Annotated in this window: 22 protein-coding genes; 6 read left to right on the plus strand and 16 right to left on the minus strand. The window is 66.7% G+C overall.

The genetic code is table 11. The features are described 5' to 3' along the window. Positions 1 to 144: 144 nt before the first annotated feature. Both MFF62_RS15280 and MFF62_RS15285 read right to left on the minus strand, forming a co-directional pair. Positions 145 to 975 carry a beta-keto acid cleavage family enzyme gene (locus tag MFF62_RS15280; protein ID WP_404990774.1) on the minus strand — a complete coding sequence of 277 codons (831 nt, stop codon included), beginning with the start codon at positions 973 to 975 and terminating at the stop codon, positions 145 to 147. 24 nt (positions 976 to 999) lie between these two features. Beyond that, the gene (locus MFF62_RS15285) at positions 1,000 to 2,325 is read right to left on the minus strand and encodes an aspartate aminotransferase family protein (protein WP_238263980.1); all 1,326 of its coding nucleotides are present in this window, start codon (positions 2,323 to 2,325) and stop codon (positions 1,000 to 1,002) included. A gap of 184 nt (positions 2,326 to 2,509) precedes the next feature. Between MFF62_RS15285 and MFF62_RS15290 the strand changes: the two genes are divergently transcribed. Next, positions 2,510 to 3,418 carry a MurR/RpiR family transcriptional regulator gene (locus tag MFF62_RS15290; RefSeq protein ID WP_238263981.1) on the plus strand — a complete coding sequence of 303 codons (909 nt, stop codon included), beginning with the start codon at positions 2,510 to 2,512 and terminating at the stop codon, positions 3,416 to 3,418. A gap of 26 nt (positions 3,419 to 3,444) precedes the next feature. Here the strand turns inward: MFF62_RS15290 and MFF62_RS15295 are convergent, their stop codons facing one another. The 4 genes from MFF62_RS15295 to MFF62_RS15310 form a co-directional block, all read right to left on the minus strand. Then, a complete protein-coding gene (locus MFF62_RS15295) occupies positions 3,445 to 4,353 on the minus strand; it encodes a glutamate/aspartate ABC transporter substrate-binding protein (protein WP_238263982.1) in 909 nt (302 codons plus the stop codon). A 176-nt stretch (positions 4,354 to 4,529) separates the two neighbouring features. Next, a complete protein-coding gene (locus MFF62_RS15300; RefSeq protein ID WP_238263983.1) occupies positions 4,530 to 4,739 on the minus strand; it encodes a DUF2783 domain-containing protein in 210 nt (69 codons plus the stop codon). Positions 4,740 to 4,766: 27 nt separating this feature from the next. Then, positions 4,767 to 6,494 (minus strand): FAD-dependent oxidoreductase, encoded by a 1,728-nt coding sequence (locus tag MFF62_RS15305; RefSeq protein WP_238263984.1) that lies wholly within the window; start codon positions 6,492 to 6,494, stop codon positions 4,767 to 4,769. Positions 6,495 to 6,681: 187 nt separating this feature from the next. Continuing rightward, entirely contained in the window at positions 6,682 to 7,641 is a 960-nt protein-coding gene (locus tag MFF62_RS15310; RefSeq protein WP_238263985.1) for an MBL fold metallo-hydrolase, read from the minus strand. Positions 7,642 to 7,828: 187 nt separating this feature from the next. Here MFF62_RS15310 and MFF62_RS15315 point away from each other — a divergent pair, with 187 nt between their 5' ends. After that, positions 7,829 to 8,608, plus strand: a complete 780-nt coding sequence (locus MFF62_RS15315) for an IclR family transcriptional regulator (RefSeq protein ID WP_238263986.1) — start codon at positions 7,829 to 7,831, stop codon at positions 8,606 to 8,608. Then, complete coding sequence (locus tag MFF62_RS15320; protein WP_238263987.1) at positions 8,605 to 9,399, plus strand: IclR family transcriptional regulator; 795 nt, start codon at positions 8,605 to 8,607, stop codon at positions 9,397 to 9,399. Before MFF62_RS15315 ends, MFF62_RS15320 begins: the two co-directional genes overlap by 4 nt. Here MFF62_RS15320 and MFF62_RS15325 read toward each other — a convergent pair. Together MFF62_RS15325 and MFF62_RS15330 are read right to left on the minus strand one after the other, a co-directional pair. Further along, positions 9,396 to 10,355: a D-2-hydroxyacid dehydrogenase family protein gene (locus tag MFF62_RS15325; RefSeq protein WP_238263988.1), complete on the minus strand. Its 960-nt coding sequence runs from the start codon at positions 10,353 to 10,355 to the stop codon at positions 9,396 to 9,398. The two genes, MFF62_RS15320 and MFF62_RS15325, sit on opposite strands and share 4 nt — an antisense overlap. A 112-nt stretch (positions 10,356 to 10,467) precedes the next feature. After that, complete coding sequence (locus MFF62_RS15330) at positions 10,468 to 12,201, minus strand: SulP family inorganic anion transporter (protein ID WP_238263989.1); 1,734 nt, start codon at positions 12,199 to 12,201, stop codon at positions 10,468 to 10,470. A gap of 198 nt (positions 12,202 to 12,399) precedes the next feature. Between MFF62_RS15330 and MFF62_RS15335 the strand changes: the two genes are divergently transcribed. Beyond that, on the plus strand, positions 12,400 to 12,969 hold the full coding sequence (locus MFF62_RS15335; RefSeq protein ID WP_238263990.1) for a cytochrome P460 family protein: 570 nt from the start codon (positions 12,400 to 12,402) through the stop codon (positions 12,967 to 12,969). A 9-nt stretch (positions 12,970 to 12,978) separates the two neighbouring features. Here MFF62_RS15335 and MFF62_RS15340 read toward each other — a convergent pair whose 3' ends face one another. The 8 genes from MFF62_RS15340 to MFF62_RS15375 form a co-directional block, all read right to left on the minus strand. Further along, the gene (locus MFF62_RS15340; protein ID WP_238263991.1) at positions 12,979 to 13,788 is read right to left on the minus strand and encodes a carbohydrate ABC transporter permease; all 810 of its coding nucleotides are present in this window, start codon (positions 13,786 to 13,788) and stop codon (positions 12,979 to 12,981) included. Next, on the minus strand, positions 13,785 to 14,654 hold the full coding sequence (locus MFF62_RS15345; protein WP_238263992.1) for a carbohydrate ABC transporter permease: 870 nt from the start codon (positions 14,652 to 14,654) through the stop codon (positions 13,785 to 13,787). The genes MFF62_RS15340 and MFF62_RS15345 overlap by 4 nt, the downstream gene beginning before the upstream one ends. Continuing rightward, a complete protein-coding gene (locus MFF62_RS15350) occupies positions 14,654 to 15,940 on the minus strand; it encodes an ABC transporter substrate-binding protein (protein ID WP_238263993.1) in 1,287 nt (428 codons plus the stop codon). Before MFF62_RS15350 ends, MFF62_RS15345 begins: the two co-directional genes overlap by 1 nt. Positions 15,941 to 15,960: 20 nt before the next feature. After that, positions 15,961 to 16,977, minus strand: coding sequence for an ABC transporter ATP-binding protein (locus MFF62_RS15355; protein ID WP_238263994.1), 1,017 nt, complete (start codon positions 16,975 to 16,977; stop codon positions 15,961 to 15,963). Positions 16,978 to 16,983: 6 nt separating this feature from the next. After that, entirely contained in the window at positions 16,984 to 17,751 is a 768-nt protein-coding gene (locus MFF62_RS15360) for a DeoR/GlpR family DNA-binding transcription regulator (RefSeq protein ID WP_238263995.1), read from the minus strand. Between the two features lie 130 nt (positions 17,752 to 17,881). Next, entirely contained in the window at positions 17,882 to 18,631 is a 750-nt protein-coding gene (locus tag MFF62_RS15365; protein WP_238264376.1) for an amino acid ABC transporter ATP-binding protein, read from the minus strand. A 28-nt stretch (positions 18,632 to 18,659) separates the two neighbouring features. Further along, complete coding sequence (locus MFF62_RS15370; RefSeq protein WP_238263996.1) at positions 18,660 to 19,313, minus strand: amino acid ABC transporter permease; 654 nt, start codon at positions 19,311 to 19,313, stop codon at positions 18,660 to 18,662. A gap of 65 nt (positions 19,314 to 19,378) precedes the next feature. After that, positions 19,379 to 20,167, minus strand: coding sequence for an amino acid ABC transporter substrate-binding protein (locus MFF62_RS15375; RefSeq protein WP_238263997.1), 789 nt, complete (start codon positions 20,165 to 20,167; stop codon positions 19,379 to 19,381). A gap of 445 nt (positions 20,168 to 20,612) precedes the next feature. On the opposite strand from MFF62_RS15375, the gene MFF62_RS15380 reads away from it, so the two are divergent. Further along, positions 20,613 to 21,950 (plus strand): SLC13 family permease, encoded by a 1,338-nt coding sequence (locus MFF62_RS15380; RefSeq protein WP_238263998.1) that lies wholly within the window; start codon positions 20,613 to 20,615, stop codon positions 21,948 to 21,950. A 68-nt stretch (positions 21,951 to 22,018) separates the two neighbouring features. Next, positions 22,019 to 22,495 (plus strand): nickel-responsive transcriptional regulator NikR, encoded by a 477-nt coding sequence (gene nikR, locus MFF62_RS15385; protein WP_238263999.1) that lies wholly within the window; start codon positions 22,019 to 22,021, stop codon positions 22,493 to 22,495. Positions 22,496 to 22,564: the final 69 nt, after the last annotated feature.

The following is a 22,564-nucleotide window of genomic DNA, read 5'->3' on the forward strand; positions in this document are numbered from 1 at the left end:
GGGCGATCAGATCTTCGGGAATGGTCGGCAGCTCACGATCGGCGGCCTGGCTCGTCTTGGTTCTACGTGGCATGACATGCTCCTTGGCGACATGTTATGCCCTAAACACAAAATTTCTGACGGGCCCCTGGCCCTCACCCCCACTCACCCAACCAATTCCCGCAAAGAATCCGCCGACATCCCCACATGCCCCAACCCACCAAGCGGCTCACCCACCGCGCGCAACAACGCCCCGTTGTCACTGGCCACGCCACCATCCGGCAGCGCCATATTGTTCTCGAACCCAATCCGCGCATGGCCGCCGAGCATTACTGCCGTCGCCGCGCAGTCAGCCTCCTGCTTGCCAAACGCACAAACCGCCCATTCGATGCCGGCCTGATCGAGCCCCATCTCATGCCACGCGGCAAGAAACGGCAGCAGATCGGCCGGTGACGACTTCTGCCCCGCCGAGTACCGGCCCAGCACGAACAGCACCCAGTGGCGCCCTTCGGGAATCGCGCCGCTGCCGCGCAGCGCGGCGTAGCGGCGCACGTCGTTGGCGTCGTAGAGGATGTACTGCGCTACCACGTGCTCGCGATGCATCCACTGGAAGAAATCGGCGGCAGCCGGCAGCGCGGCGTCGTCCGGCACCAGCTCGCGCACGGCCACCGATGCCGCCTCGGGACGCAACGCACGCACCATGGCGATCTGCTGCGCGGGCTGGTAGATGCCTACCGCCTCGGTGGTGAGCTGCAGCACCAGTTGTTGGCCCACGGCCTTGCGCACCGCCGCGATGGCGGGCTCGTAGTCGGCCACTTCCAGGCTGTGCGTGGCATCGGCCTTGCGCACGTGCAGGTGGATCATGGCCGCGCCCGCGTCCACGCATTCGCGGGCGCACTGGGCCAGTTCGTCGGGCGTGATCGGCAGGCGTGCGTGATCGGCGTGGGTCTTGCGCGCGCCATTGGGCGCCACGGCCAGCGCGAACGGCCGGCGCAACGTTTCATTCGGCATCGTCGTTCCTCAGGCAGGCAGGACCTGGTTCACCGACTGCGTGAAGCGGTCGACGATATTGTCGATATCGGCCGGCGTGCAGATGAACGGCGGCGCAAACAGCACGTGGTCGCCATGGACGCCGTCGACAGTTCCGCCCATCGGATAGACCAGCAGGCCGTTTTCCATGCAGGTGCGCTTGAGCACCGCATGCGTCTTGCGGGCCGGGTCGAGCGTGGCCTTCGTAGCGCGGTCGGCCACGAACTCCACGCCGACGAACAGGCCACGGCCGCGTACATCGCCAAGATTGGGATGGTTGCCCAGCGCCTCGCGCAGCCGCGCACGTAGCTGTTCGCCACGGGCCAGCACGTTGTCGAGCAGGCGGTCCTCGGCAATGGTCTGCTGCACGGCCAGCGCGGCGGCGCACGCGGTGGCGTGTCCGATGTAGGTATGGCCATGCTGGAAGAAACCGCTGCCGCCGACGATGGCGTCATAGATGCGCGCCGTCGACATCATGGCGCCAATTGGCTGGTAGCCGGCACCGAGACCCTTGGCGATGGTGACGATATCGGGCACCACGCCATCTTCCTCGCAGGCGAACAGGTAGCCGGTGCGGCCCATGCCGGACATCACTTCGTCCAGGATCAGCAGCACGCCGTACTTGTCGCACACGGCCCGGATGCGCTTCAGGTAGTCGGCCACGGGCGGCACCGCACCGGCGGTGGCGCCCACCACGGTTTCGGCGACAAAGCCGGCCACCGAATCGGCCCCCAGTTCCACGATCTTGGCTTCCAGTTCGTCGGCCAGGCGCTGCGCGTATTGCACATCGGTCTCACCGGCGGCCTGGTCGCGATAGGCGTAGCACGGCGACACGTGGTGAGCAGGCACCAGCAGCGGCAGGAACGGCTCGCGGCGCCAGGCGTTGCCTCCAATGGCCAGCGCGCCCAGCGTGTTGCCGTGGTAGCTCTGGCGGCGCGCGATGAAGTGGCGGCGCTGCGGCTGGCCGGTTTCCACGAAGTACTGGCGCGCCAGCTTCAGCGCGGCCTCCACGGCCTCGGACCCGCCCGAGACAAAGTACACATGATTCACATCGCCCGGCGCCGCATCGGCCAGCGTGCGCGCCAGCGTTTCGGAGACCTCGGTCGTGAAGAATGACGTATGGGCGTAGGCCAGCGTATCGACCTGCGCCTTGATGGCCTCGATCACGCGCGGATGGCCATGCCCCAGGCACGACACCGCCGCGCCGCCGGATGCGTCCAGATAGGCGCGACCGTTGCTGTCGAACAGCTCGATCCCCTTGCCGCCGACGGCAACGGGCAAGGTTTGCTTGGGATTGCGATGGAATACGTGGGTCATGTTGGCAATGCGGCTGGCGCATGGGGCGCGAAAGGATGGGAGCCAGTATAGGAACAAGTCACCGCCAACGCAACAACTGTATCATTGATATTTTTCGAGAAACATTCAGATCAAAGACGCGGACACGCCAGCGGACCGCAACCTATGCAACAATCGTTGCACTTTTTGTTTCCCCCCTTGCCCGATGTCCCCAGTCCAGCCCACGCCGCCCGAAACGCTCGATGCGCTGCTCACGCAGCTCCGCGACGCGTTTCCCAACCTCAGTGTCCAGTTCCAGAGTGGCGCACGCTACTTGCTGGACCATCCCCAGGACATCGCGGTGCAGTCCATGCGCAAGGTAGCCGCCGATGCCGGCGTGCAACCGGCCACGCTGGTGCGGCTGTCGCAATCGCTGGGATTCGAGGGCTGGCAGGGGTTGCGCGAGCTGTTCGTGAACGCCGTGCGCGAAGGCGGCAACCAGCCCTATGCGCGGCGTGCGCGCAAGGTGGTCAAGGCATCGGACAAACCCAGCGGGGCCAGCCGCATGCTGGCGGAGATGGTCGAGGTGCAGCATCACAACCTGGACGCCCTGCTGGCCAACAACGCCGACACGCTGCCGCGCGCGGCCGACCTGCTGGCCGCCGCGCCCATCGTGCACGTGGCCGGCTTTCGCTCGTGCTTTCCGATCGCGTTCACGTTCCATTACATCTACGGCCTGTTCCGCAGCTCGGTGCGCCTGATTCGTGGCGATGCCGGCACGCTGGAGATGGAACTGCGCGCGCTGGGCGCCAAGGATGCCGTGCTGGTGGCCGGCTTTGCGCCCTACTCGCAGGAAAGCCTGCGCGTGGCCCGCGCCGCGCGCGAGGCCGGCTGCAAGGTCATTGCGCTGACCGACAGCACCGTGTCCCCCATCGCGCTGGAAGCCGACTGCACGCTGCTGTTCGCGATCGACAGCCCGTCGTTCTTCCCGTCGATCACGTCCGGCGTGACGATGGTCGAGGTGCTGGTGGAGCAACTGCTGGCCCGCAAGGGCAAGGGTGCGATCCGGGCGCTGGAGCAGACCGAGGGCCAGCTCCACCGCACGGGCGCCTACCTGCCCGACAAGGGGCGCTGAAGCCCCCTGCCGTCGCGAGCTGCGGCTTACTCGAACGCCTCGTCGCTGGGGCTCGCGTAGGCCTTGCGGATCTGCTCGCTCTGCTGCAGGTCGAACGAGATGTTCTTCGGCGGCACCGGCTTCTGGAACCACTTGGCGTACAGCGTGTTGATCTCGCCGCTGCGCATCAGGCCGCTCATCGCGTTATCCACCACCTGCTTGAAGCCCGGATCGTCCTTGCGCATCATGAAGCCATAGGCTTCGAACGATTGGGGCGTGCCCACCACGGCCCAGTCGTCGGGCTTGGGCGACAGCGTGCGCACGCCGGACAGCAGCACGTCGTCCATCATGAAGGCCGCCACGCGGCCCGACTGCAGGATCAGGAACGATTCGCCGTAGTCCTTGGCGCTCTGGATCGTCATGTTGGCGCCGCGCTCGTCGTTGAGCTTGCGCAGGATGCGCTCTGACGTGGTGCCCGCGTTGGTCACCACGGTCTTGCCGGCCAGGTCCGGGAAGTCGTGCACCGCACTGCCCTTCTTGACCAGCAGCCGCGTACCGGCCACGAAGTACGTGGTCGAGAACGCCACCTGCTGCTGGCGCGCCTTCAGGTTGGTCGTGACGCCGCATTCCAGGTCGACCGTGCCGTTCTGCACCAGCGATATCCGGTTCTGCGACGTCACCGGCACCATGCGCACCTGCAGATTGGGCGTACCCGTTTCCTTCTTGACCGCATCGATCACACGGTCGCAGATGTCCTGGGCAAACCCGATCACCTTCTGGTTCGCGTCGTAATACGAGAACGGGATCGACGACGTGCGGTGCCCGATCCCGATGGCTCCGGACGACTTGATCTTGCTGAGGGTCGGGCTGCCGGCCACGTCGGCGGCCAGCGCGGAGCCGGCACCGGCCAATGCCGCCAGGATCAGGGCGGCACGGATCGGGAAGGAATCGGTCATGGGAAACACTCCTGTTGAATGAAAAGCGTCAGCTGTTGCAATGCTAGTCATTGAGCAACAAGTGTTCCATCATGGATAACCATGAAACAAATGGTTTTTCCCCACGCGTGGGCATGCCATGCCCGGCCGTGGGGAATATGGGGGCGGCGCCGTGCGCCGTCGGGGTGTGGGAACGGTTACGCGGCCGTGCCTTCGTCGGCGGCCGCGCGGGCCAGCAGCATGGCTTCGGCCAGCGTGTCGGGGTCGCCGATGTGGTTGGCCAGCAGCAGGATCAGCCGGGCGTTGACGGCCTGGCTGGCCGCGTCGTCGAGGTCGCGGTGCATGTCGATCAACGCCTCGTAGAAGTCGTCGGGACGCGTGAGGTTGGGGGCGGTGTTGAGCGGCATGGGCCGGTCTCCTTGGCGTGCCGGTTGTCAGGCCAGGGCCGCCGCGTGCGCGGCGGACGGCTCGGGATTCGTGGATGCCAGCGCGTTGCCGGTGGCGCGTGCCAGGGCGGCCCCGATATGCGCGGCGTCGACGGCGCGCCAGCGTGCGCAGACATGCTGGTCCGGCCGGATCAGGTAGCACGTGCCGGCGCGTGCGTCGTAGCGCCGCGCGGCCAGGCCCTCCCCATCGCGCAACACCGTGGCGCCGGGCCATGCCGGTGCCGACGCCGAAATGGCTGCGTCGGTCACGAACACCACGCGCAGCGGAATGCCGCCCTGCTGCAGAGTGCGCAGGGCGTCGCGCTGTGCGCTATCGAGTCCGGCCGGGGCGCCGAACACGAGCACCACGAAATCGTCGCCCAGGTGTTGCAGCAGCCACGGCTTGCCCGCTTCCGCCACGACCGGTGCATCGACGCATGCCGCACCCGGCACCATCGCGCCGCCGAACGTGTCGGCATCGGCCGTGTTCAATGCCGACTGGTGCAACACCGCCGGCACCGATAGCCGACCGCTGTTCACAAGCTGCCGCGCAAACGCGTGGTCGCGCGCGAGCGTCAGCACGGCGTCGCGAAAGAGTCGGCTGACCGGGCTCTTCGGCGTGATGAAGTCAGTGGAACGCGTGGAGTTGCGGATATTCTCGTCCGCCGCGTATTCGCGCTCGCTGGCGTAAGTATCGAGCAGGCTATCCGGCGCCTTGCCCTGCAGCACGTAGGCGAGTTTCCACGCCAGGTTCTCGGCATCCTGCACGCCGCTGTTGGCGCCGCGCGCGCCAAACGGCGACACGCCATGCGCGGCATCGCCGGCAAACAGCACGCGGCCGTGGCGGAAGCTGTCCATGCGTACGCATGAGAACGTGTAGACGCTGACCCATTCCAGTTCGAACTTGGCATCGGGGCCCAGCAGCGCCTGCACACGCGGGATCACGCGCTCCTGGGCCTTCTCGGCCACCGGGTCGGCGTCCCAGCCAAGCTGGAAGTCGATGCGCCAGACGTTGTCGGGCTGGCGATGCAGCAGCACCGACTGGTTCGGATGGAACGGCGGATCGAACCAGAACCAGCGCTCGGCCGGAAACGGCGCCTCCATCTTCACATCGGCAATCAGGAAGCGGTCGCGGAACGTATGACCGTGGCTTTCCTGTCCCAGCATCCTGCGCAGCGCGCTGCGCGAGCCATCGGCGGCCACCACGTACTGGCCGCACAGTGTGTGGGGGCCGTCGGGGGTCTCGATGGTCAGTGCTACGTGGTCGGCATGCTGCTCGACTGCCACGGCGCGGCTCTTCCAACGGATGTCGATGTTCGGCATCGCCTGCGCGCAATCGAGCAGATAGCCTTCGACGTAATACTGCTGCAGGTTGATGAACGCCGGGCGCTGGTGGCCGGTCTCGGGTAGCAAGTCGAACGCGTAGATCTGGCGATCCTTCACGAAAACCTTGCCGACGTGCCAGCGCACGCCCTTGTCGACCATGCGGCCACCGCAGCCCAGACGGTCGAAGATGTCGAGCGTGCGCTTGGCAAAGCAGATCGCCCGCGACCCAGTGGACAGCGTGCAGTCGTCGTCGACCAGCACCACCGGTACGTTGTGGCGGGCCAGGTCGATGGCAGTGGCCAGCCCCACCGGGCCTGCGCCGACGACGATCACCGGGTGGCGCGTGCCTTCGGGATCGGCGCAGGGGGTGTAATCGTAGGTCTGCCGCTGGTAGTCGGGGTCGGCGGTCATGGTGTCTCCGGCGTGCTGTTTTTTTTGTTTTGTCTTGGTGTTGCTCCCCTCTCCCGCACGGCGGGAGAGGGGCGGGGGGTGAGGGCCGGCGGTTCAAATTGCGACGGATCGGCAAGCAGAAGCTCCTTGCCCTCACCCCCACCCCCTCTCCCACTGCGTGGGAGAGGGGAGCCAAATTTCAGCCGATTTACTGCTGCAGCGCCGCCCACATCTCCTGATCTCGCTGCGCCGTCCAGATACGCGGATGCGAAATCCCCGAAGCCTCGTCAAACGCCCGCGACACATCGAACGGCAGACAGTGCTCATAGATAAAAACGTGGCCGAACTTCGGGTCCATCGACTTGCGCGTGTGCGCCATGGCGGCCTTCAGGTCGAGCTTGTCGGCCACGGCCTCGCGGCCGGCCTGCAGCAGCGTCGACACGAAGTCCTTGGTGTAAGCCAACCCCTTGGCCACGTCTTCGCGCGTGGTCAGCGCGGGGCCGCGGCCGGGGACCAGCTTCTCCGGTTGCAGCGCGGCCAGCGCGTCGAGCGTGGCGGGCCATTGTTCGAGCTGGGCGTCGCCGCAGTAGCAAGCAGCGTCGTACTCCACGAGGTCGCCCGAGAACAGCACCTTCTGCTGCGGCAGCCAGACCACGGTGTCGCCCTTGGTATGGCCGGCGCCCAGGTGGGCGATGCGCACTTCGAGCTTGCCCATGAACAGCGTCATCTCGCGCTCGAAGACCAGCGTCGGCCACGTCAGGCCGGGTACGGTCTCCACGCCGGCGAACAGGCGCGGAAAGCGTTCGATCTCGGACTTCATGTCGGCCTCGCCGCGCTCCACGATCATCTCGTAGGTGCCCCGGCTGGCGATGACCTGCTGCGCGCCCTCGGCAAAGTAGGCCGACGCGCCCAGCACGCGCACCGCGTGGTAGTGCGACAGCACCACGTACTTGATCGGCTTGTCGGTGATCGTGCGGATCCGGGCGATCAGGTCCTGCGCCATGGCGGGCGTGGCGGTGGTGTCGATGATCATCACGCCGTCGTCGCCAATGATCACGCCCGAGTTCGGGTCGCCCTCGGCCGTGTAGGCCCAGGCGCTCTCGGAAAGCTGGGTAAAGGTGATCTGCTTGGTTTCCAGGTCGGCCTGGGACGCGAATGCCTTTGCCATGTCTGCCTCGTTGTTTTCTATAGGTATGGGGACCGGATGAGGACCGGCGTGAAAGCATCTTAGGAATTCGGCCATTTTTAGTCAATGACAAATATAATTGTTATTAGCTAAATTCCAGCCAGGCGCCTGACAGGTCGCACCGTCGCGTACCATTGGGCTCTTTTCAAATCCAGGACATCAGGCAGGCATGGCACGACCCCCAGGCGAACCGGCCGGCAAGGCACAGCGCGGCATCCAGAGCGTGGAGGTGGGCGGGCGCCTGTTGCGGGCTCTGGCCGATGCGCGCCGGCCGCTGGCCCTGGCCGAACTGGCCGCCGCCGCACAACTGGCGCCGGCCCAGGCCCACACCTATCTGGTCAGCCTGACGCGGCTCGGATTGATCAAGCGTGACCATTTCGATGGCGGCTACGAGCCCGGCCCGCTGGCGCTGCGGCTCGGCATGCTGCACCTCGACCACGAGCCGGCTTATCGCGCGGCCGTGCCCCGGGTGCAGGCGCTGGCCGCCGCCATCGGCTGCAACGTGGCCATCAGCCTGCCTACGCCGCAGGGGCCGACCATCGTCCACTACGCGTCGGCGGGCTCGCCGCTGCATGTGAACTTGCACGTGGGCACCGTGATGGCGCTGGCCACCACGGCCACGGGGCGCGCCTGCTGCGCGTTCCAGCCGGAGGCGTACTGGCTGCCGATCTGGCGCCAGCAGCAGGCCGGTGCGCCGACGGATGCCCTGCCGGCGTTCCGGACTCAGCTTGAAGACGCACGCCAACGCGGCATGGCGCGCAGCATCGATACGCCCAGCCCGGCCGTCAGCAGCCTGGCGATGCCGCTGATGGATGCCACCGGCGCGCTGCGGCTGGTGCTGACCGCCATCGGCTCCACTGGCGCGATCGACGTAGACTGGCAGGGTCCGGTGGCAAACGCCATGCGCGCGGCGCTCGACGACATCGCGCGCGACATGGAGCCGGCATGAGCGAATCCGAAGACAGCAAACCCCAGCGCGGTATCCAGTCGCTCGACAACACCGGCCAGTTGCTCGCCGCGCTGGCCGATGCCGGCCGTCCGCTCTCGCTGGGCGATCTGGCGCGTGCCGCCGGCATGGTGCCGGCCAAGGCGTTTCCGCATCTGGTCAGCCTGCAGAAGATCGGCCTGCTGGCGCGCAATGCCGATGGCGATTTCGAAGCCGGCGTGCTGGCGCTGGAAATGGGACTGATGGCGCTGCAGCGGCTGTCGCCCACACGCGAGGCAGAGCCCGAGGTGGTGGCGCTGGCGCATGCCACCGGGTTGTCGGTGGGCATGGCGGTACTGGGGCCGCTGGGCCCCACGGTGATCCGGCTGGAAGAAGCGTCGCGGCCCCAGCACGTCAGCTTGCGCGTGGGCACAGTGCTGTCGATGGTCAACACTGCGATCGGCCGGACGTTTGCCGCCCACCTGTCCGACGATGTACTGACGCAGGCGCTGGCGCAGGATGCGATCCGCATGGCCGGCGAGCCGGTGAACGCCGCATCACTGAACAAACACCTGCCGCGCTGGCGCCAGATCCGCGAGGCCGGTATCGATCACGCCGTGAGCCGGCCAGTGCCCGGCATCGACACGCTGGCCGCGCCGGTGTTCGACCACACCGGCGCGCTGGCGCTGGTGATCGCCGTGATGGGCAGCAGCGGCAGTTTCGACAGCGCGCTGGACAGCGATGTCGCGCAACGGGTGAAGCAGGCCGCGCGGCGCCTGTCGTGGCGCTTCGGCGCGCAGCCAGTCTCTACTTAATCCTGTTCAGCCAGCCACGCCCCCAGCGCTTCGGTCACGCCCTGCGCGAACGTGGCGAATACTGGTTCGCAAACAAAACCCATGTGCGGCGTGACCACGACGTCGCGCCGATGGCGCAGCACGTGATCGGCCGGCACCGGTTCCGTATCGAACACGTCGAGCGCGGCCAGCGCGGGACGGCCCTGGTCCAGTGCGCTGGGCAGCGCCGCCATGTCGATCAGCGCCGAGCGCGACGTATTGACCAGGATCGCGTCGGGCCGCATCAGCGCCATGCGCCGGGCATCGATGAGCCGGCGCGTTTCGTCGGTCGGCACGAGGTGCAGGCTGACCACGCGTGACGTCTGCAGCAGTTCGTCCAGGCTAACGGACTCGGCCCCCTCCGTCGCCGCACGCTCGGGCGTCATATGCGGGCTCCAGGTCACCACTTCCATGCCGAACGCCTTGCCCACGCGCGCCACGCGCTTGCCGATCTCGCCCAGCCCCACCAGTCCAAGCCGCTGACCGTGCAGCACGCCGGGCAGCGCGATGCTCTGGGTGGATCGCCAGCCGCCGGCCCGCATCGTCGCCATCTGGGCTTCGAGCTGGCGCGTGGCCGCCAGGATCAGCGCCCACGTCATCTCGCAGGTGCTTTCCTTCGACGGACCCCAGTGGGTATTGGCCACCGGAATGCCGCGCGCCTTGAGCGTGTCGGTATCGAGCGTGTTGTTGCGTGTGCCGGTATAGACCACCAGCCGCAGCCGGGTGGCGAGGGCCAGCGTGGCGGCATCGAGCGGCGTGCGGTCGCGCACGAGCACCAGCACATCGGTGCCTTGCAGCACGGCCGCCAGTGCGTGGCCGCGCAGCGGTTCGTGATGGAAGTCGACATCGGCCCGCGCTTGGATGGCGGACCAGTCCGCCAGGCGCGCCAGGGCGCGTTCGTAGTCGCCAAGGACCGTGATGCGGGGGCGGGCTGCCATGTCTGTCTCCGGTTATCTCGCCAGGAGCAGCATCATCGCGGGAACCGTCGCCGCTGTGAATTGCAAAGTTGCTTGCGATTGATGCATTGGCTGCATCAACCTGGCGCGCCACTTACTCGTCCGGCTTGCGCCCCGTGCTTTCCAGGTAAGCGTCCACGGCACTGCCCACCGTCGGATGGAAGCGATCGTTGCTGAACACCTCGGTCAGCTCGAAGCGCCGCAGCTTGTCGCGCACCGGGTCCTTCATCTCGGCGAAATGCAGGGCGATGCCCTGCGCGGCCAGGTTCTGGCTCAGCTCGCGCAGCATGTCGGCGGACGTCACATCGACGCTGGTCACCGGCTCGGCCGCCACCACCACGCGCCGCACCGGCGTGGGCGCCGCCTCCACGGCCTCGGTCAGCCGCTGCTGGAACAGTTCGGCATTGGCAAAGAACAGCGGCGCGTCCCAGCGGAACAGCACCAGCCCGTCGTGCTGCGCCGCATGCGGGTAGCGCTTCAGGTCGTGGTAGCCGCGCAGGCCCGGCACCCGGCCCAGCACCGCGAAATGCGGGCGCCAGCCGTCCCACAGGAACTCGATCACGGCGATAACCACGGCCAGGCAGATACCGGGAATCGTCCCGAACACCGCCACGGCCACGAAGCACAGCATCGACAGCCAGAACTCCCATTGCTGGATGCGGTAGATGCGATGCAGGTCCTTGAACTCGAACAGGCCGATGGCCGCGGCGATGACCACGGCGGCCAGCGCGCTGTTGGGCAGGTAGCGCAGCAGGTTGGGTGCCACCAGCAGCAACGCCGCCACGGCAAGGGCGCCGACCACGCCGGTCAACTGCGTACGTGCGCCGGCTGCCTCGGCCACCGGCGTACGCGACGCGCTGCTGCTGATCGGAAAGCCCTGGAAGAACCCCGCCGCCAGGTTGGCCACGCCCAGCCCCACCATCTCCTGGTTCGGGTCCACGCGCGTATGCGTGCGCGCGGCGTACGTGCGCGACAGCACGCTGGTATCGGCAAAGGCGATCAGCGCCACGGCGCAACCGCCGAGCACGATCCTGACCAGATCCGCGCCGCTAAGCCACGGTATCGCGAACGCGGGCAGCCCCTGCGGAATCTCGCCCAGCACCTTCACGCCCTGGGCGTCGAGCCGGAACACGCTGACCGCCAGCGTGGCCAGGATCACCGCGATCAGGATGCCCGGCACGCGCTCGAAGCGCTTGAGCGCCAGGATCACAACCAGGCTGGCCAGCCCGACCCCGAAGCTGTACCAGTTGGTCTGGCCCGCCGCGATCTTCTGCGCCAGTTGCCATAGCTCGCGCAGCGGCCCGGCGTCGTCGATGGAAATCGCGAACAGCTTGGGGAGCTGGCTCACCAGCACCGTGAGCGCGATGCCGTTCATGTAGCCGTAGCGGATCGGCTTCGACAGCAGTTCGGTGATGAAGCCCAGCCGCAGCAGACCCAGCACGATGCAGAACAGGCCCGCGACGATGGCCATCAGGCTGGCCGTGGCCACGGCGCGCATGGGGTCACCGGCGGACATCGTCAGTACCACCGCCAGGATCGGTGCCGCCAGCGCGGAATCGGGCCCCAGCACCAGGATGCGGCTGGGCCCGAACAGCGCGTAGGCCAGCAGCGGGATGATCGTGGCGTAGAGCCCGTACACGCCGGGCACGCCGGATGCCTCGGCATAGGCAATGCCAACCGGCACCAGCATCGTGGTCAGCACCAGCCCGGCCGCCAGGTCGCGCGGCAGCCACGCGGCCTGGTACGACTTGAGTACGGCCAGCCCGGGCAGCCAGCGCAGCCAATGCGGGGGGGATGGTCGGGCAGGAGTAGGCGTGGTGGATGCCATCGGACGCTTCGTCTATGGGTCTTTTACTGGAGGTAACGCCGGCATTCGGTGTGATTCAGCATAGGTCCCGGCAGCATGGATTCAAGCCTCCCGATGCGGCGAACGCGAAATCCTTGTCGCTGTACAAAATCGCCCACGCCCGGCTGGCGCCATGCTTCATGCATCACAACATGCGCCGCGAAGCGCCAGGAGAAAGCGATGACGCGAGTCATGACGAAGTGGATAGCGGCGATGGCCGTGCTGGCCGCAATGGCCGGAACGAGCGCGCCGATGGCGTACGCCGCGCCCCCTGCCCCCGCCGCGCCTGCCCCCGCCGAAGGCGTGGCACCGAATGGCGTCACGATTCCGCCCGGCTTCCGCGACTGGAAGCTCGTCACCGTGGCGCGCGAGGAAGGCAAGAACGACGACATCCGCGCCATCCTGGGTAACGACGTGGCCATCCGCGCGATGCAGCTGGGCAAGTACCCACTGCCCGACGGCACGGTGCTGGCCCGGTTGGCGTGGAGCTATTCCCCGCTGGAGGAAAGCGCCGCCGCGTTCGGCAAGGCCCAGTCGCATGTGGCCGGGCACGAGAAGAACGGCGTGCAGTTCATGGTCAAGGATTCTGTGAAGTACGCCTCCACGGGCGGCTGGGGCTATGCCGAGTTCGACAGCGGCAAGCCGGCCGGCAACCCGCAAGCGTGTTTCGCGTGCCACACCGTGGTGAAGAACCGCGACTACGTGTTCAACCGCTTCGCCACGGTGGACACCGGCGGCATCGGCCAGTAAGCCAGCGCGCTACTTGACGCCGGCCTGCATGAACGACTGCATGAACTGGCGCTGGAACAGCAGGAAGGCCAGCACCAGCGGCCCCACGCACAGCAGCGTGCCGGCCGACAGCACGCCCCAGTCGACGCCGGTCTCCGGCGCCGCGAACAGCGCCATGCCCACCGTCACCGGCCGGCTGGCCTCGGTCTGCGTGGCCACCAGCGGCCACAGGAAGTTGTTCCAGTGGTAGCTGATGGACACCAGCGCATAGGCCAGGTAAGTCGGCCGCGCCAGCGGCACGTACACCTTGAGCAGGATGCCCAGCCGCCCCACCCCTTCGATGCGCGCGGCGTCCTCCAGCTCCTGCGGCACGGTCATGAAGGTCTGTCGCAGCAGGAAGATGCCAAACGCGCTAGCCACATAGGGCAGCGCCACGCCCAGCCAGGTATCGACCTGCCCTAGTTGCGCGATGGTCAGGTAGTTCTCGGTGATCAGCACCTCCGGCATCACCATCAGCTGCAGCAGCACCAGCCCGAAGACCACGTTGCGCCCGGAGAAGCGCATGCGCGCCAGCGCAAACCCGGCCAGCGTGCATACCGTCAGTTGCAGCACCAGCAGCAGCGTGACGATGCAGACCGTGTTGACGAGGTAGCGCGCGAACGGCGCCACGCGCCACGCCTGCGGGAAGTTGTCGAGGCCCCACGGCGTCTGCAGGCTCAGCCGCATGGCTTCGCCGCCGGGGTGAAACGCGCCCCAGCACAGCAGCAGCAATGGCGAGATCCACAGCAGCCCGGCCACGATGCCGGCAACGGGAAGCAAGGCGGTGCGAAGCATGGTCATCGGTAGTGGACGCGATTGCGCGACAGCCAGAACTGGATGGCCGAGCACAGGCCCAGCAGCGCCAGCAGCACCACGGTCAGCGTGCCGGCATAGTTCGCATCCTGGAACTTGAACGCGATTTCGTACAGGTAGTAAAGCAGCAGCGTGCTGGCGTTGTTAGGCCCGCCGCGCGTGAGCACGAACAGGTGATCGATCAGCTTGAACGCATTGATCAGCGCGTTGACCACCACGAACAGCGTGGTCGGCGCCAGCAGCGGCAGCACCACATGACGCAGGCGGTACCAGGCCGACGGCGACTCCAGCCGCGCCGCGTCGAGCTGCTCGGTGGAGATGGACTGCAGCGCGGCCAGGTAGAAGATCATGAAGAAGCCGGCTTCCTTCCAGATGGTGACCACCATCAGCGCGGGCAGCACGGTATCGGTATCGCCCAGCCAGTTGCGCCCGGCGATGCCCGCCCAGGCCAGCCCCCGGTTCAGCAGGCCGATGTCGGGCGCATAGAAGAACAGCCAGACGTTGGCCGCGGCCACCATCGGCAGCATCGTCGGCGTAAAGAACGCCAGGCGCAGCAGGCCGCGCCCGGCAAAGCGCCGGTTGACCCACAGCGCCATGGCCAGCGCCAGCACCACCGACACCGGCACGGTCACCAGCGCATACCAGAGGTTGTTGCGCAGGGCCTGGCGGAAGACCGGATCGTCGAGCAGCGCCACGAAGTTGTCGAAGCCCGCGAACGCCGGTGGAACGCCGGGCGCCTGCATCTGCACGCTGTGCCACAGGCTGCCGACGATCGGCCAGTACGTGAAGCCGGCCAGCAGCACCAGCGCCGGCAGCAACATCAGCCAGGCTTGCGCGGTCGGCTTCATCGTCATCAACGCTGGTACGGCTTCAGCACGCGCTCGGCCTGCGCCTGCGCGCCGGTGAGCGCAGCCTTCGGCTCCTGCTGGCCGGCGATGGCCGACTGCAGCGCATCTTCCAGCAGCTTGCGCACGCGGCCAGCCTGGTGCGTCGACAGCTCGGCGGTGGCCACCGACAGTTGATCGCGCGCCACCAGCGACTGCGGCACCTTGGCGGCGTAGTCCTTCAGCGTCGGGGTTTCGTAGCTAGCCGGGCTCACGCCCATGTAGCCGGTGGCCACGCTCCACTGCGCCGAACGCTCGGGGGCGGTCAGGAACTTGACCAGGCGGAACGACGCGCGCTGCTCGGCATCGCTGCCGCTCTTGAACAGGTAGAAGTTGCCGCCGCCGGTGGGCGAGCCCGGTTCGGTGTTGCCGGGCAGCGGTGCCACGCCGACGTCAAACTTCGCGTCCTTGAGCACGGCCGTCAGGTTGCCCGTGGAATGCCACATCATCGCGGTCTTGCCCTCGACGAAGTTCTGGCGCAGCGTGCCCCACTCGATCAGGCCCTTCGGGCTCACGCCGTCCTTCGACAGCGACGTCCAGTACTCCAGTGCCTGCACGGCCTTGGGGCTGTCGAACGTAGTACGCGTGCCGGCCGCGTTCATCAGCGTCTGGCCATTCTGCTTGGTCAGCGCGCCGAACATCCAGTAGGCGTAGCCCGTGGACGGGATCATCACGCCCCAGCGGCTGGTGTTGGCGCCGTCGCGCTTGACCAGCTTCTCGGCGGCCTCGCGCATCTCGGTCCACGTGCGCGGCGGCTTGTCGGCGTTCAGGCCGGCCTGGCGGAACGCGTCCTTGTTGTAGAACATCACGATGGTCGAGCGCTGGAACGGGATACCCCAGGTCTTGCCATCGGCGCGGCCGTTGTCCATCAGGCCCGGATAGAAGCTCTGCAGCCACGCCTTGTCCTCGGGCGTGGTGGCAAAGTCATCGAACGGGCGGATCACGCCCAGGTCCTTCAGTTCGTGCAGGTCGATCGAGAACAGCACCGACGTCTGCACCGGCGTGCCGGCCTTGAGTGCGGCCAGCGCCTTGGTGCGCGCGTCGTCGTAGTTGCCCGCGTAGATCGCATTGACCTTGACGTCGGGGTTGGCCTGCTCGAACTCACCGACCAGCTTGTCCACCACCTGCGTCAGCGGACCGCCCACCGACACCGGGTAGTACATCGTGACCTGCGTCTGTGCGGCCATGGCCGCCAGAGACGTGAAGCAACCGAGGGTGCCGAGCGCGACGGCCAGGCATCGGGTCTTGAACGACATGAACGCTCCTTAAGGTATAGTCAGGGCAATACGACAGGGGAATCGGATACGGATGCGGGTACTGCTACGTCTGTGTCCGCGATGGCGAAACGGTGCTCGCGCTCGGCCGGCCAGCGCAGCATCAGCGTGGCGCCCGGCGCCGGCGCGACGCGCCCCGGGTGCCGCACCAGCATCGGCTGCCCGTGCAGGCGCACTTCGATCAGCGTGTCGGCGCCGTGGTATTCGGTGCGCACCACCTCCGCGCGATGCTCGCCATCGAGTTCGATATGTTCGGGACGCACGCCCAGCCACCCCGCCTCGCCCGGCATGCGGATCAGGTTCATCGGCGGCTGGCCGATAAAGCGCGCCACCACCGGCATGGCCGGCTGCTCGTACAGTTGCGTCGGGGTACCAGTCTGCGCAATGCGGCCCTGGTGCATCAGCACGATGCGGTCGGCCATGCTCATGGCTTCCACCTGGTCGTGCGTGACATAGACCACGGTCAGGCCCAGTTGCTGCTGCAGCTTGCGCAGTTCGGCGCGCATCTCGGCACGCAACTGCGCGTCGAGGTTCGACAGCGGTTCGTCCATCAGGCACACCGGATGCTGCGACACGATGGCCCGCGCCAGCGCCACGCGCTGCTTCTGTCCGCCCGACAATGCGGCCGGCTTGCGCGCCAGCAGCGCGCCCAGGCCCAGCAGGTCGGCGGTGTGTTGCAGCCGGCGCGCCTGCTCGTCGCGCGGCACCTTGCGCGCGCGCAGGCCGAACACGATGTTGTCCGCCACGCTCAGGTGCGGGAACAGCGCATACGACTGGAACACCATGCTCAGCATGCGCTGCGCGGGTTCCAGTGCGGTCACGTCGCGGCCGTCCAGGTGGATGCGGCCGTCGCTGGGCCGGTCCAGCCCGGCGATCAGCCGCAGCAGCGTGGTCTTGCCACATCCGGACGCGCCCAGCAGCGCGATGAATTCGCCGCGTTCGATATCGAGATCGATACCGCGCAGCACCGTCTGGTCACCAAAGCGCTGCTGCAGCCGTTCGAGTCGCAGGTAGGCCATGGCGGGTCAGCACAGATGCAGCGTGACGCCCGCACGCTCGCACAGCGCGGGCAACGTCGGCAGTGCGTCGGTGGCTTCGGTATCGGTGAACAGGTGGTCGATCTGGTCCAGGCCCGCTACGCGGCACGGCGCGTTGCGCAGGCACTTGCTGCTGTCCGCCAGCAGCACGCGCAGATGGCTGTGCGACAGCAGCACCTGGCTCAGCTCGGCTTCTTCAGGCTGGAATTCGTAGAACGTGCCGTCCTCGTCGATGCCGGCGGCACCGCAGATCGCCAGGTGCGCGCGGAACCGCCGCACAAAATCGAGCGTGGCGCTGCCCATTACGTCGAGATCGCCGGCGCGCAGCCGCCCGCCGGTGACCCAGGTTTCGATCCGGGGCTTGTCGGCCAGCGCGTGCACGGCGCCGAGGTTGTTGGTGATCACGCGCAGCGGCAGGTCGGCGGGCAGCGCCCGCGCAAAGTCCGTCACGGTGGTGCCATATCCGAGGAATACGGTGGCATCCGCTTCGAGCATGGCCAGCGCGCCGGCCGCAATGCGGCGCTTGCGCTCGACGTGCGCGGTGCTGCGCTGCAGGTAGCTGATGTTGTGCTGGCTGGCGGGCAGGCTCAAGCCGCCGTGCATGCGGCGCGCCAGGCCCTGCATGCTCAGTTCATTGATGTCGCGCCGGATGGTCTGGCTGCTGACGCCAAAGCGGCTGGCCAGCTGCTCGGTACTGAGGTAGCCGGCATCGTTCAGCCAGCCGAAGATTTCACGTTGCCGCGGGGTCAGACTCATCGACGCTCGTTCGCTCAATTTTCATGTTCGAACGAAATGTAAGCGTGCAATGTGTCACTTCCGTGACGCCGGGCAACCCCCTGCTTCAGGGGTAGAAGCGGGGGCGACGCCGACCGGCAGTTTCCGCGCTTCAGAACACGCGCGTCAGGAATTCCCGGGTACGCGCGTGGACCGGCGCGCCGAACACCTGCTCCGGCGCCCCTTCCTCCACCACCTTGCCGCCGTCCATGAAGACCACGTGGTTGGCCACTTCGCGGGCAAAGCCCATTTCGTGCGTGACCACGATCATCGTCATGTGCTCTTCGGCAAGCTGGCGCATGGTGCGCAGCACTTCGCCGGTCAGCTCGGGGTCCAGCGCCGACGTGGGTTCGTCGAACAGCATGATGTCCGGCTCCATCGCCAGCGCGCGCGCAATGGCCACGCGCTGCTTCTGGCCGCCGGACAGGCGCGACGGATAGCTGTCGCGCTTGTCGAACAGGCCCACCTTGCGCAGCAGTTCCTCGGCAAACGGAATGATGCGGTCGCGCGGCATGCCCTTGACCGTCATCGGCGCTTCGATCAGGTTCTGCAGCACGGTCAGGTGCGGGAACAGGTTGAACGACTGGAACACCATGCCCATCTTGGCGCAGATGCGGCGCAGGTCGGCACCCTTGGCATAGCTCACGCCATTGCCGTCGGTCGATGCCAGCACCTCGCCTTCGATCTCCAGCGTGCCCCGGTCGATGATCTCCAGGTGGTTCAGGCAGCGCAGCAACGTGCTCTTGCCCGAGCCGGAAGGCCCGATCACCGCCGTCACGTCACCCTTGCGCAGCGAGAACGAGACGCCCTTGAGCACCTCCAGCGCCCCGAAGGACTTGTGGATGTCGCGCGCCGCCACCATCAACGGGAGCGCGTTCATGCCGCCGTTCTCATTGATCGTATTTGGCATAGCGTTTTTCGAGGCTCTGGAACAGCCAGGTCAGGACCAGCGTCATGACCAGGTAGAAGAGTGCGGCCACCAGGAACGGGGTGGTCGTGAAGTCGCGCTGCACAATGCTGCGCGCGGTGCGCAGGATGTCGTTGAGCGCAAGCACGTAAATCAGGGACGTGTCCTTGACCAGCGTGATGGTCTCGTTGCTGACCGGAGGCAGCACACGGCCAATCATCTGCGGCAGCACGATGCGCCGCATGGTCTGGAAGTAGCTGAGCCCCAGCGTCTTGCTGGCTTCGTACTGGCCGCGCTCCACGGACTGGATGCCAGCCCGGAAGATCTCGGCAAAGTACGCCGCGTAGTTCAGCGCAAACGCCACCACCGCCGCCGGAAAGTCCGGCAGCCGGATACCGACGTACGGCACGAAAGGCAGCGCGAAGTAGATGAACAGCATCTGCAGCATCAGCGGCGTGCCGCGCATCAGCCAGATATAGCCGTTGACCAGGGTGCTGACCGGCTTCCACGCGGAAATGCGCAGCAGCGCCAGCGCCAAGCCCAGCGGCACCGACAGCCCGAGCGTGATGGCGAACAGGGTCAGGGTGACCTTGGCACCGTCCAACATCGGAGGCAGGAGAGAAAGAACGTAGTCCATGCTGAAACGTCAGGCGCGGGCGAGGCAGGGGACGCGCCCCCGCGCCGCCCGCGACCGGGCCGTGCTTACTTGGTGATATCCGCGCCGAACCACTGGGTGGCGATGCGCCCTGCGGTGCCGTCCTGCTTCATCGACGCCAGCGTCTTGTTCAGCTTTTCCAGCAGCGCGGCATCGTCCTTGCGCACGCCCACGCCATAGTCCTCGGTGCCGAAGTTCTCGGTCAGCACGCGGTATTCGCCGGCGCGCTTGCTGGCCAGGTAGCGGCCCACCACTTCGTCCACCACCACGGCGTCCAGGCGCCCGGCGGACAAGTCCATCAGCGCGGTCACGTTGTCGCCGAAGGTCTTCAGTTCCTTCATGCTCGCGGCCAGGCTGGCTTCCTTCTTGATGGCGTCCACGGCGCTGCTGCCGTCCTGCGCGCCAACGATGCGGCCGGCCAGGTCGGCCTTGGCCTGGATCGGCGACTTCTCGGTGACGATCACGATCTGGTGGTTCGTCATGTACGGGTCGGTGAAGCTGATGTTCTTCTTGCGGTCTTCGGTGATGGTCAGGCCATTCCACAGCACGTCGACGCGCTTGCCGTTCAGTTCCGCTTCCTTGGCGCTCCAGTCGATGGGCTTGAATTCCACCGTCATGCCCAGGCGCTGGGCCGCTTCCTTGGCCATGTCGATGTCAAAACCGACCAGCTGGTTGTTGGCGTCGCGGAAGCCCATGGGCGGGAAGTTGTCGTCCAGGCCCACGACGATGCTGGTGGCGGCGGCGGCCGGCGCGGCGGCGGGCTTGGGATCACTCTTGCCGCAGGCGGCAAGCAACGAGAGACCGGAGATCAGGAGAACGGCAGCTATTTTTTTCATGGCTTCGAGTAGGCGCGAATCCGGCGGGAGGGTCGCGAAGGGAGCCGAATGCGTGAGCAATCGTCCACTTGGCGGGCCGGGTCTTCGGGTAGCGGATCGCCAACAATGCGATCCAAGGTGGTCAACAGGCCGACATTCTACAGCGCGTCCGGCGCCGCAAACCCTGACGGCACCGGGTGCCACGCCAAAGCTTTCGCTGACCGTAATGTTCGCCAGACCGGCGTTATTGATGCGGGCGGCGCGCTTCCCTATCTTGTTACGGACAAGACGCGCACGCCCTGGTTACCACAGCGGCGGCCAATACAACGTTCCGGAGACACTCATGCTGAACCCCGCACCTAGCCGCCGCGCGCCCTAGCGCTCCCACCGGCCACGCATCACCTCTTTCGAATGTTTAGCAATGGCGGCAGCTTTCCCGCAAAGCTGCCTGGCCAGGGAGCAGGCTATGTTGCAGCACATTGTTTCGATTTCGGTCCTCGGACTAATGTTCGTGATCGCCACCGTCCTACCCGTGAACATGGGGGCGCTGGCATTCGTGGGCGCCTTCCTGGTCGGCACCGCGCTGGGCGCCATGCCGGCCAAGACCATCCTCATGGGCTTTCCCGCCGATCTGTTCCTGACGCTGGTCGGCATTACGTACCTGTTTGCGGTGGCGCAAAACAACGGCACCATCGACTGGCTCGTCAGGCTTGCCGTGCGCGCCGTGGGCGGCCGCATCGCGGCGATTCCGTGGATCATGTTCGGCATCGCCGCGCTGCTGACGTCCGTGGGCGCCGTCAGCCCGGCCGCGGTGGCCATCATCGCGCCCATCGCACTCGGCTTTGCCGCGCGCTACAACATCAATCCGCTGATGATGGGGCTGATGGTGGTGCATGGCGCCCAGGGCGGCGGCTTCTCACCGATCAGCATCTATGGCGGCATCACGAACAAGATCGTCGAGAAAGCCGGCCTGCCGCTCAATGAAATGGCCACGGCGTTCGCCAGCCTGGGCGTGAACCTGCTGGTGGCGCTGGGCCTGTTCGTCGCGCTGGGCGGCATGCGCCTGATGCGCACATCGTCGCAACGGCAAGCCGTGCCGGCAGCCGGCGGCGTTGGCGCCATGGACCTGCCGTTCCAGGCCCGCGCCGCGGCGGTCATCGGCGGCGGCGCCTCGCCGGTAGGCGGCAGCATGGAAGCGGAGGCACGGCAGCCCGGTACGCCCTACCAGTACCTGACGGTGCTCGGCCTGCTGGCGCTGTCGGTGCTGACGCTCTACTTCAAGCTCGATATTGGTTTTGTCTCGCTGTCGATCGCGGTGCTGCTAACGCTGGTGTCGCCAAACATGCAGAAGGCGGCGCTGACCCAGGTATCGTGGCCCGAGATCATGCTGATCGTCGGCGTCAGCACCTACGTGGGCGTCATGGAAAAGATGGGGACCATCGCCTTCGTCGGCAACAGCGTGGCGGGCCTGGCCTCGCCGATGATGGCCGCCTTGCTGCTGTGCGTCGTCGGCGCCGTCGTGTCAGCCTTTGCGTCGTCGACGGCCGTGCTGGGGTCCCTGATCCCGCTGGCCGTGCCATTCCTGCAGCAGGGTTCCGACGTCAGCGCCATCGGCTTCATCGCCGCCATGGCCGTCTCATCGACGATTGTCGACGTCAGCCCGTTCTCCACCAACGGCGCGCTGGTACTGGCCAACGCGCAGGGGGTGGACCGGCATGCGTTCTTCAGGAAGCTGATGGTGTACGGGATGCTCGTGACGATTGTCGCGCCGGTGGTGCTCTGGTTTGTGTTTGTGGTGCTGTAATTCTCCCCCGGTCATGGCGGCCACTGATGTGGCCGCCCGCCGCGCGTGGTAACGTCACCGATCCGCAATTGCCATCCCCTGTCATGGAACGGTTCACCATCTCCCTCGACGACGCCCTTGCCAACGAGTTCGACCGGCTGATTACCGAGCGGGGCTACGGCAACCGCTCCGAGGCGGTGCGCGACATCCTGCGCGGCCACCTGGATCACTGGCGCGAGTCGGTCGATGCAGACGGCCCGTGCGTCGCCAACCTGTCCTACGTCTACAACCATCACGAGCGCGACCTCGCGGAGCGGCTCAATGGCATCCAGCACGATCACCACGATCTCACCGTATCGACCATGCACGCCCATCTCGACCAGGACGCCTGTTTCGAGACCGTGATCCTGAGGGGGCCGGCCAGCGCCGTACGCAAGCTCGCCAACGCCATCAGCAGCGAGCGCGGCGTACGCCAGGCGCATCTGAACCTGGTCATGACCGAGCCCGATGCCATGCGACACGAGTCGCACACCCACCCGCACCCGCATAGACATCACCACCCCTGACTGACCTTGCCCGAAGACGCACCATCTCGGTGCGCGGCTCATGGTATGAAGTTTGCATAAATCTTCATA

This window comes from Cupriavidus pauculus (assembly GCF_022179805.1).
GTDB lineage: Bacteria > Pseudomonadota > Gammaproteobacteria > Burkholderiales > Burkholderiaceae > Cupriavidus > Cupriavidus pauculus_E.

Coding starts and splice junctions, on each gene's coding strand:
- MFF62_RS15375 (WP_238263997.1), bottom strand. CDS start 20,167: ATGAAAAAAATAGCTGCCGTTCTCCTGATCTCCGGTCTCTCGTTGCTT.
- MFF62_RS15305 (WP_238263984.1), bottom strand. CDS start 6,494: ATGACCGCCGACCCCGACTACCAGCGGCAGACCTACGATTACACCCCC.
- MFF62_RS15320 (WP_238263987.1), top strand. CDS start 8,605: ATGAGCGAATCCGAAGACAGCAAACCCCAGCGCGGTATCCAGTCGCTC.
- MFF62_RS15365 (WP_238264376.1), bottom strand. CDS start 18,631: ATGGTGGCGGCGCGCGACATCCACAAGTCCTTCGGGGCGCTGGAGGTG.
- MFF62_RS15300 (WP_238263983.1), bottom strand. CDS start 4,739: ATGCCGCTCAACACCGCCCCCAACCTCACGCGTCCCGACGACTTCTAC.
- MFF62_RS15345 (WP_238263992.1), bottom strand. CDS start 14,654: ATGACGATGAAGCCGACCGCGCAAGCCTGGCTGATGTTGCTGCCGGCG.
- MFF62_RS15380 (WP_238263998.1), top strand. CDS start 20,613: ATGTTGCAGCACATTGTTTCGATTTCGGTCCTCGGACTAATGTTCGTG.
- MFF62_RS15335 (WP_238263990.1), top strand. CDS start 12,400: ATGACGCGAGTCATGACGAAGTGGATAGCGGCGATGGCCGTGCTGGCC.
- MFF62_RS15285 (WP_238263980.1), bottom strand. CDS start 2,325: ATGACCCACGTATTCCATCGCAATCCCAAGCAAACCTTGCCCGTTGCC.
- MFF62_RS15315 (WP_238263986.1), top strand. CDS start 7,829: ATGGCACGACCCCCAGGCGAACCGGCCGGCAAGGCACAGCGCGGCATC.
- MFF62_RS15355 (WP_238263994.1), bottom strand. CDS start 16,977: ATGGCCTACCTGCGACTCGAACGGCTGCAGCAGCGCTTTGGTGACCAG.
- MFF62_RS15360 (WP_238263995.1), bottom strand. CDS start 17,751: ATGAGTCTGACCCCGCGGCAACGTGAAATCTTCGGCTGGCTGAACGAT.
- MFF62_RS15290 (WP_238263981.1), top strand. CDS start 2,510: ATGTCCCCAGTCCAGCCCACGCCGCCCGAAACGCTCGATGCGCTGCTC.
- MFF62_RS15330 (WP_238263989.1), bottom strand. CDS start 12,201: ATGGCATCCACCACGCCTACTCCTGCCCGACCATCCCCCCCGCATTGG.
- MFF62_RS15325 (WP_238263988.1), bottom strand. CDS start 10,355: ATGGCAGCCCGCCCCCGCATCACGGTCCTTGGCGACTACGAACGCGCC.
- MFF62_RS15295 (WP_238263982.1), bottom strand. CDS start 4,353: ATGACCGATTCCTTCCCGATCCGTGCCGCCCTGATCCTGGCGGCATTG.
- MFF62_RS15350 (WP_238263993.1), bottom strand. CDS start 15,940: ATGTCGTTCAAGACCCGATGCCTGGCCGTCGCGCTCGGCACCCTCGGT.
- MFF62_RS15370 (WP_238263996.1), bottom strand. CDS start 19,313: ATGGACTACGTTCTTTCTCTCCTGCCTCCGATGTTGGACGGTGCCAAG.
- MFF62_RS15340 (WP_238263991.1), bottom strand. CDS start 13,788: ATGACCATGCTTCGCACCGCCTTGCTTCCCGTTGCCGGCATCGTGGCC.
- MFF62_RS15310 (WP_238263985.1), bottom strand. CDS start 7,641: ATGGCAAAGGCATTCGCGTCCCAGGCCGACCTGGAAACCAAGCAGATC.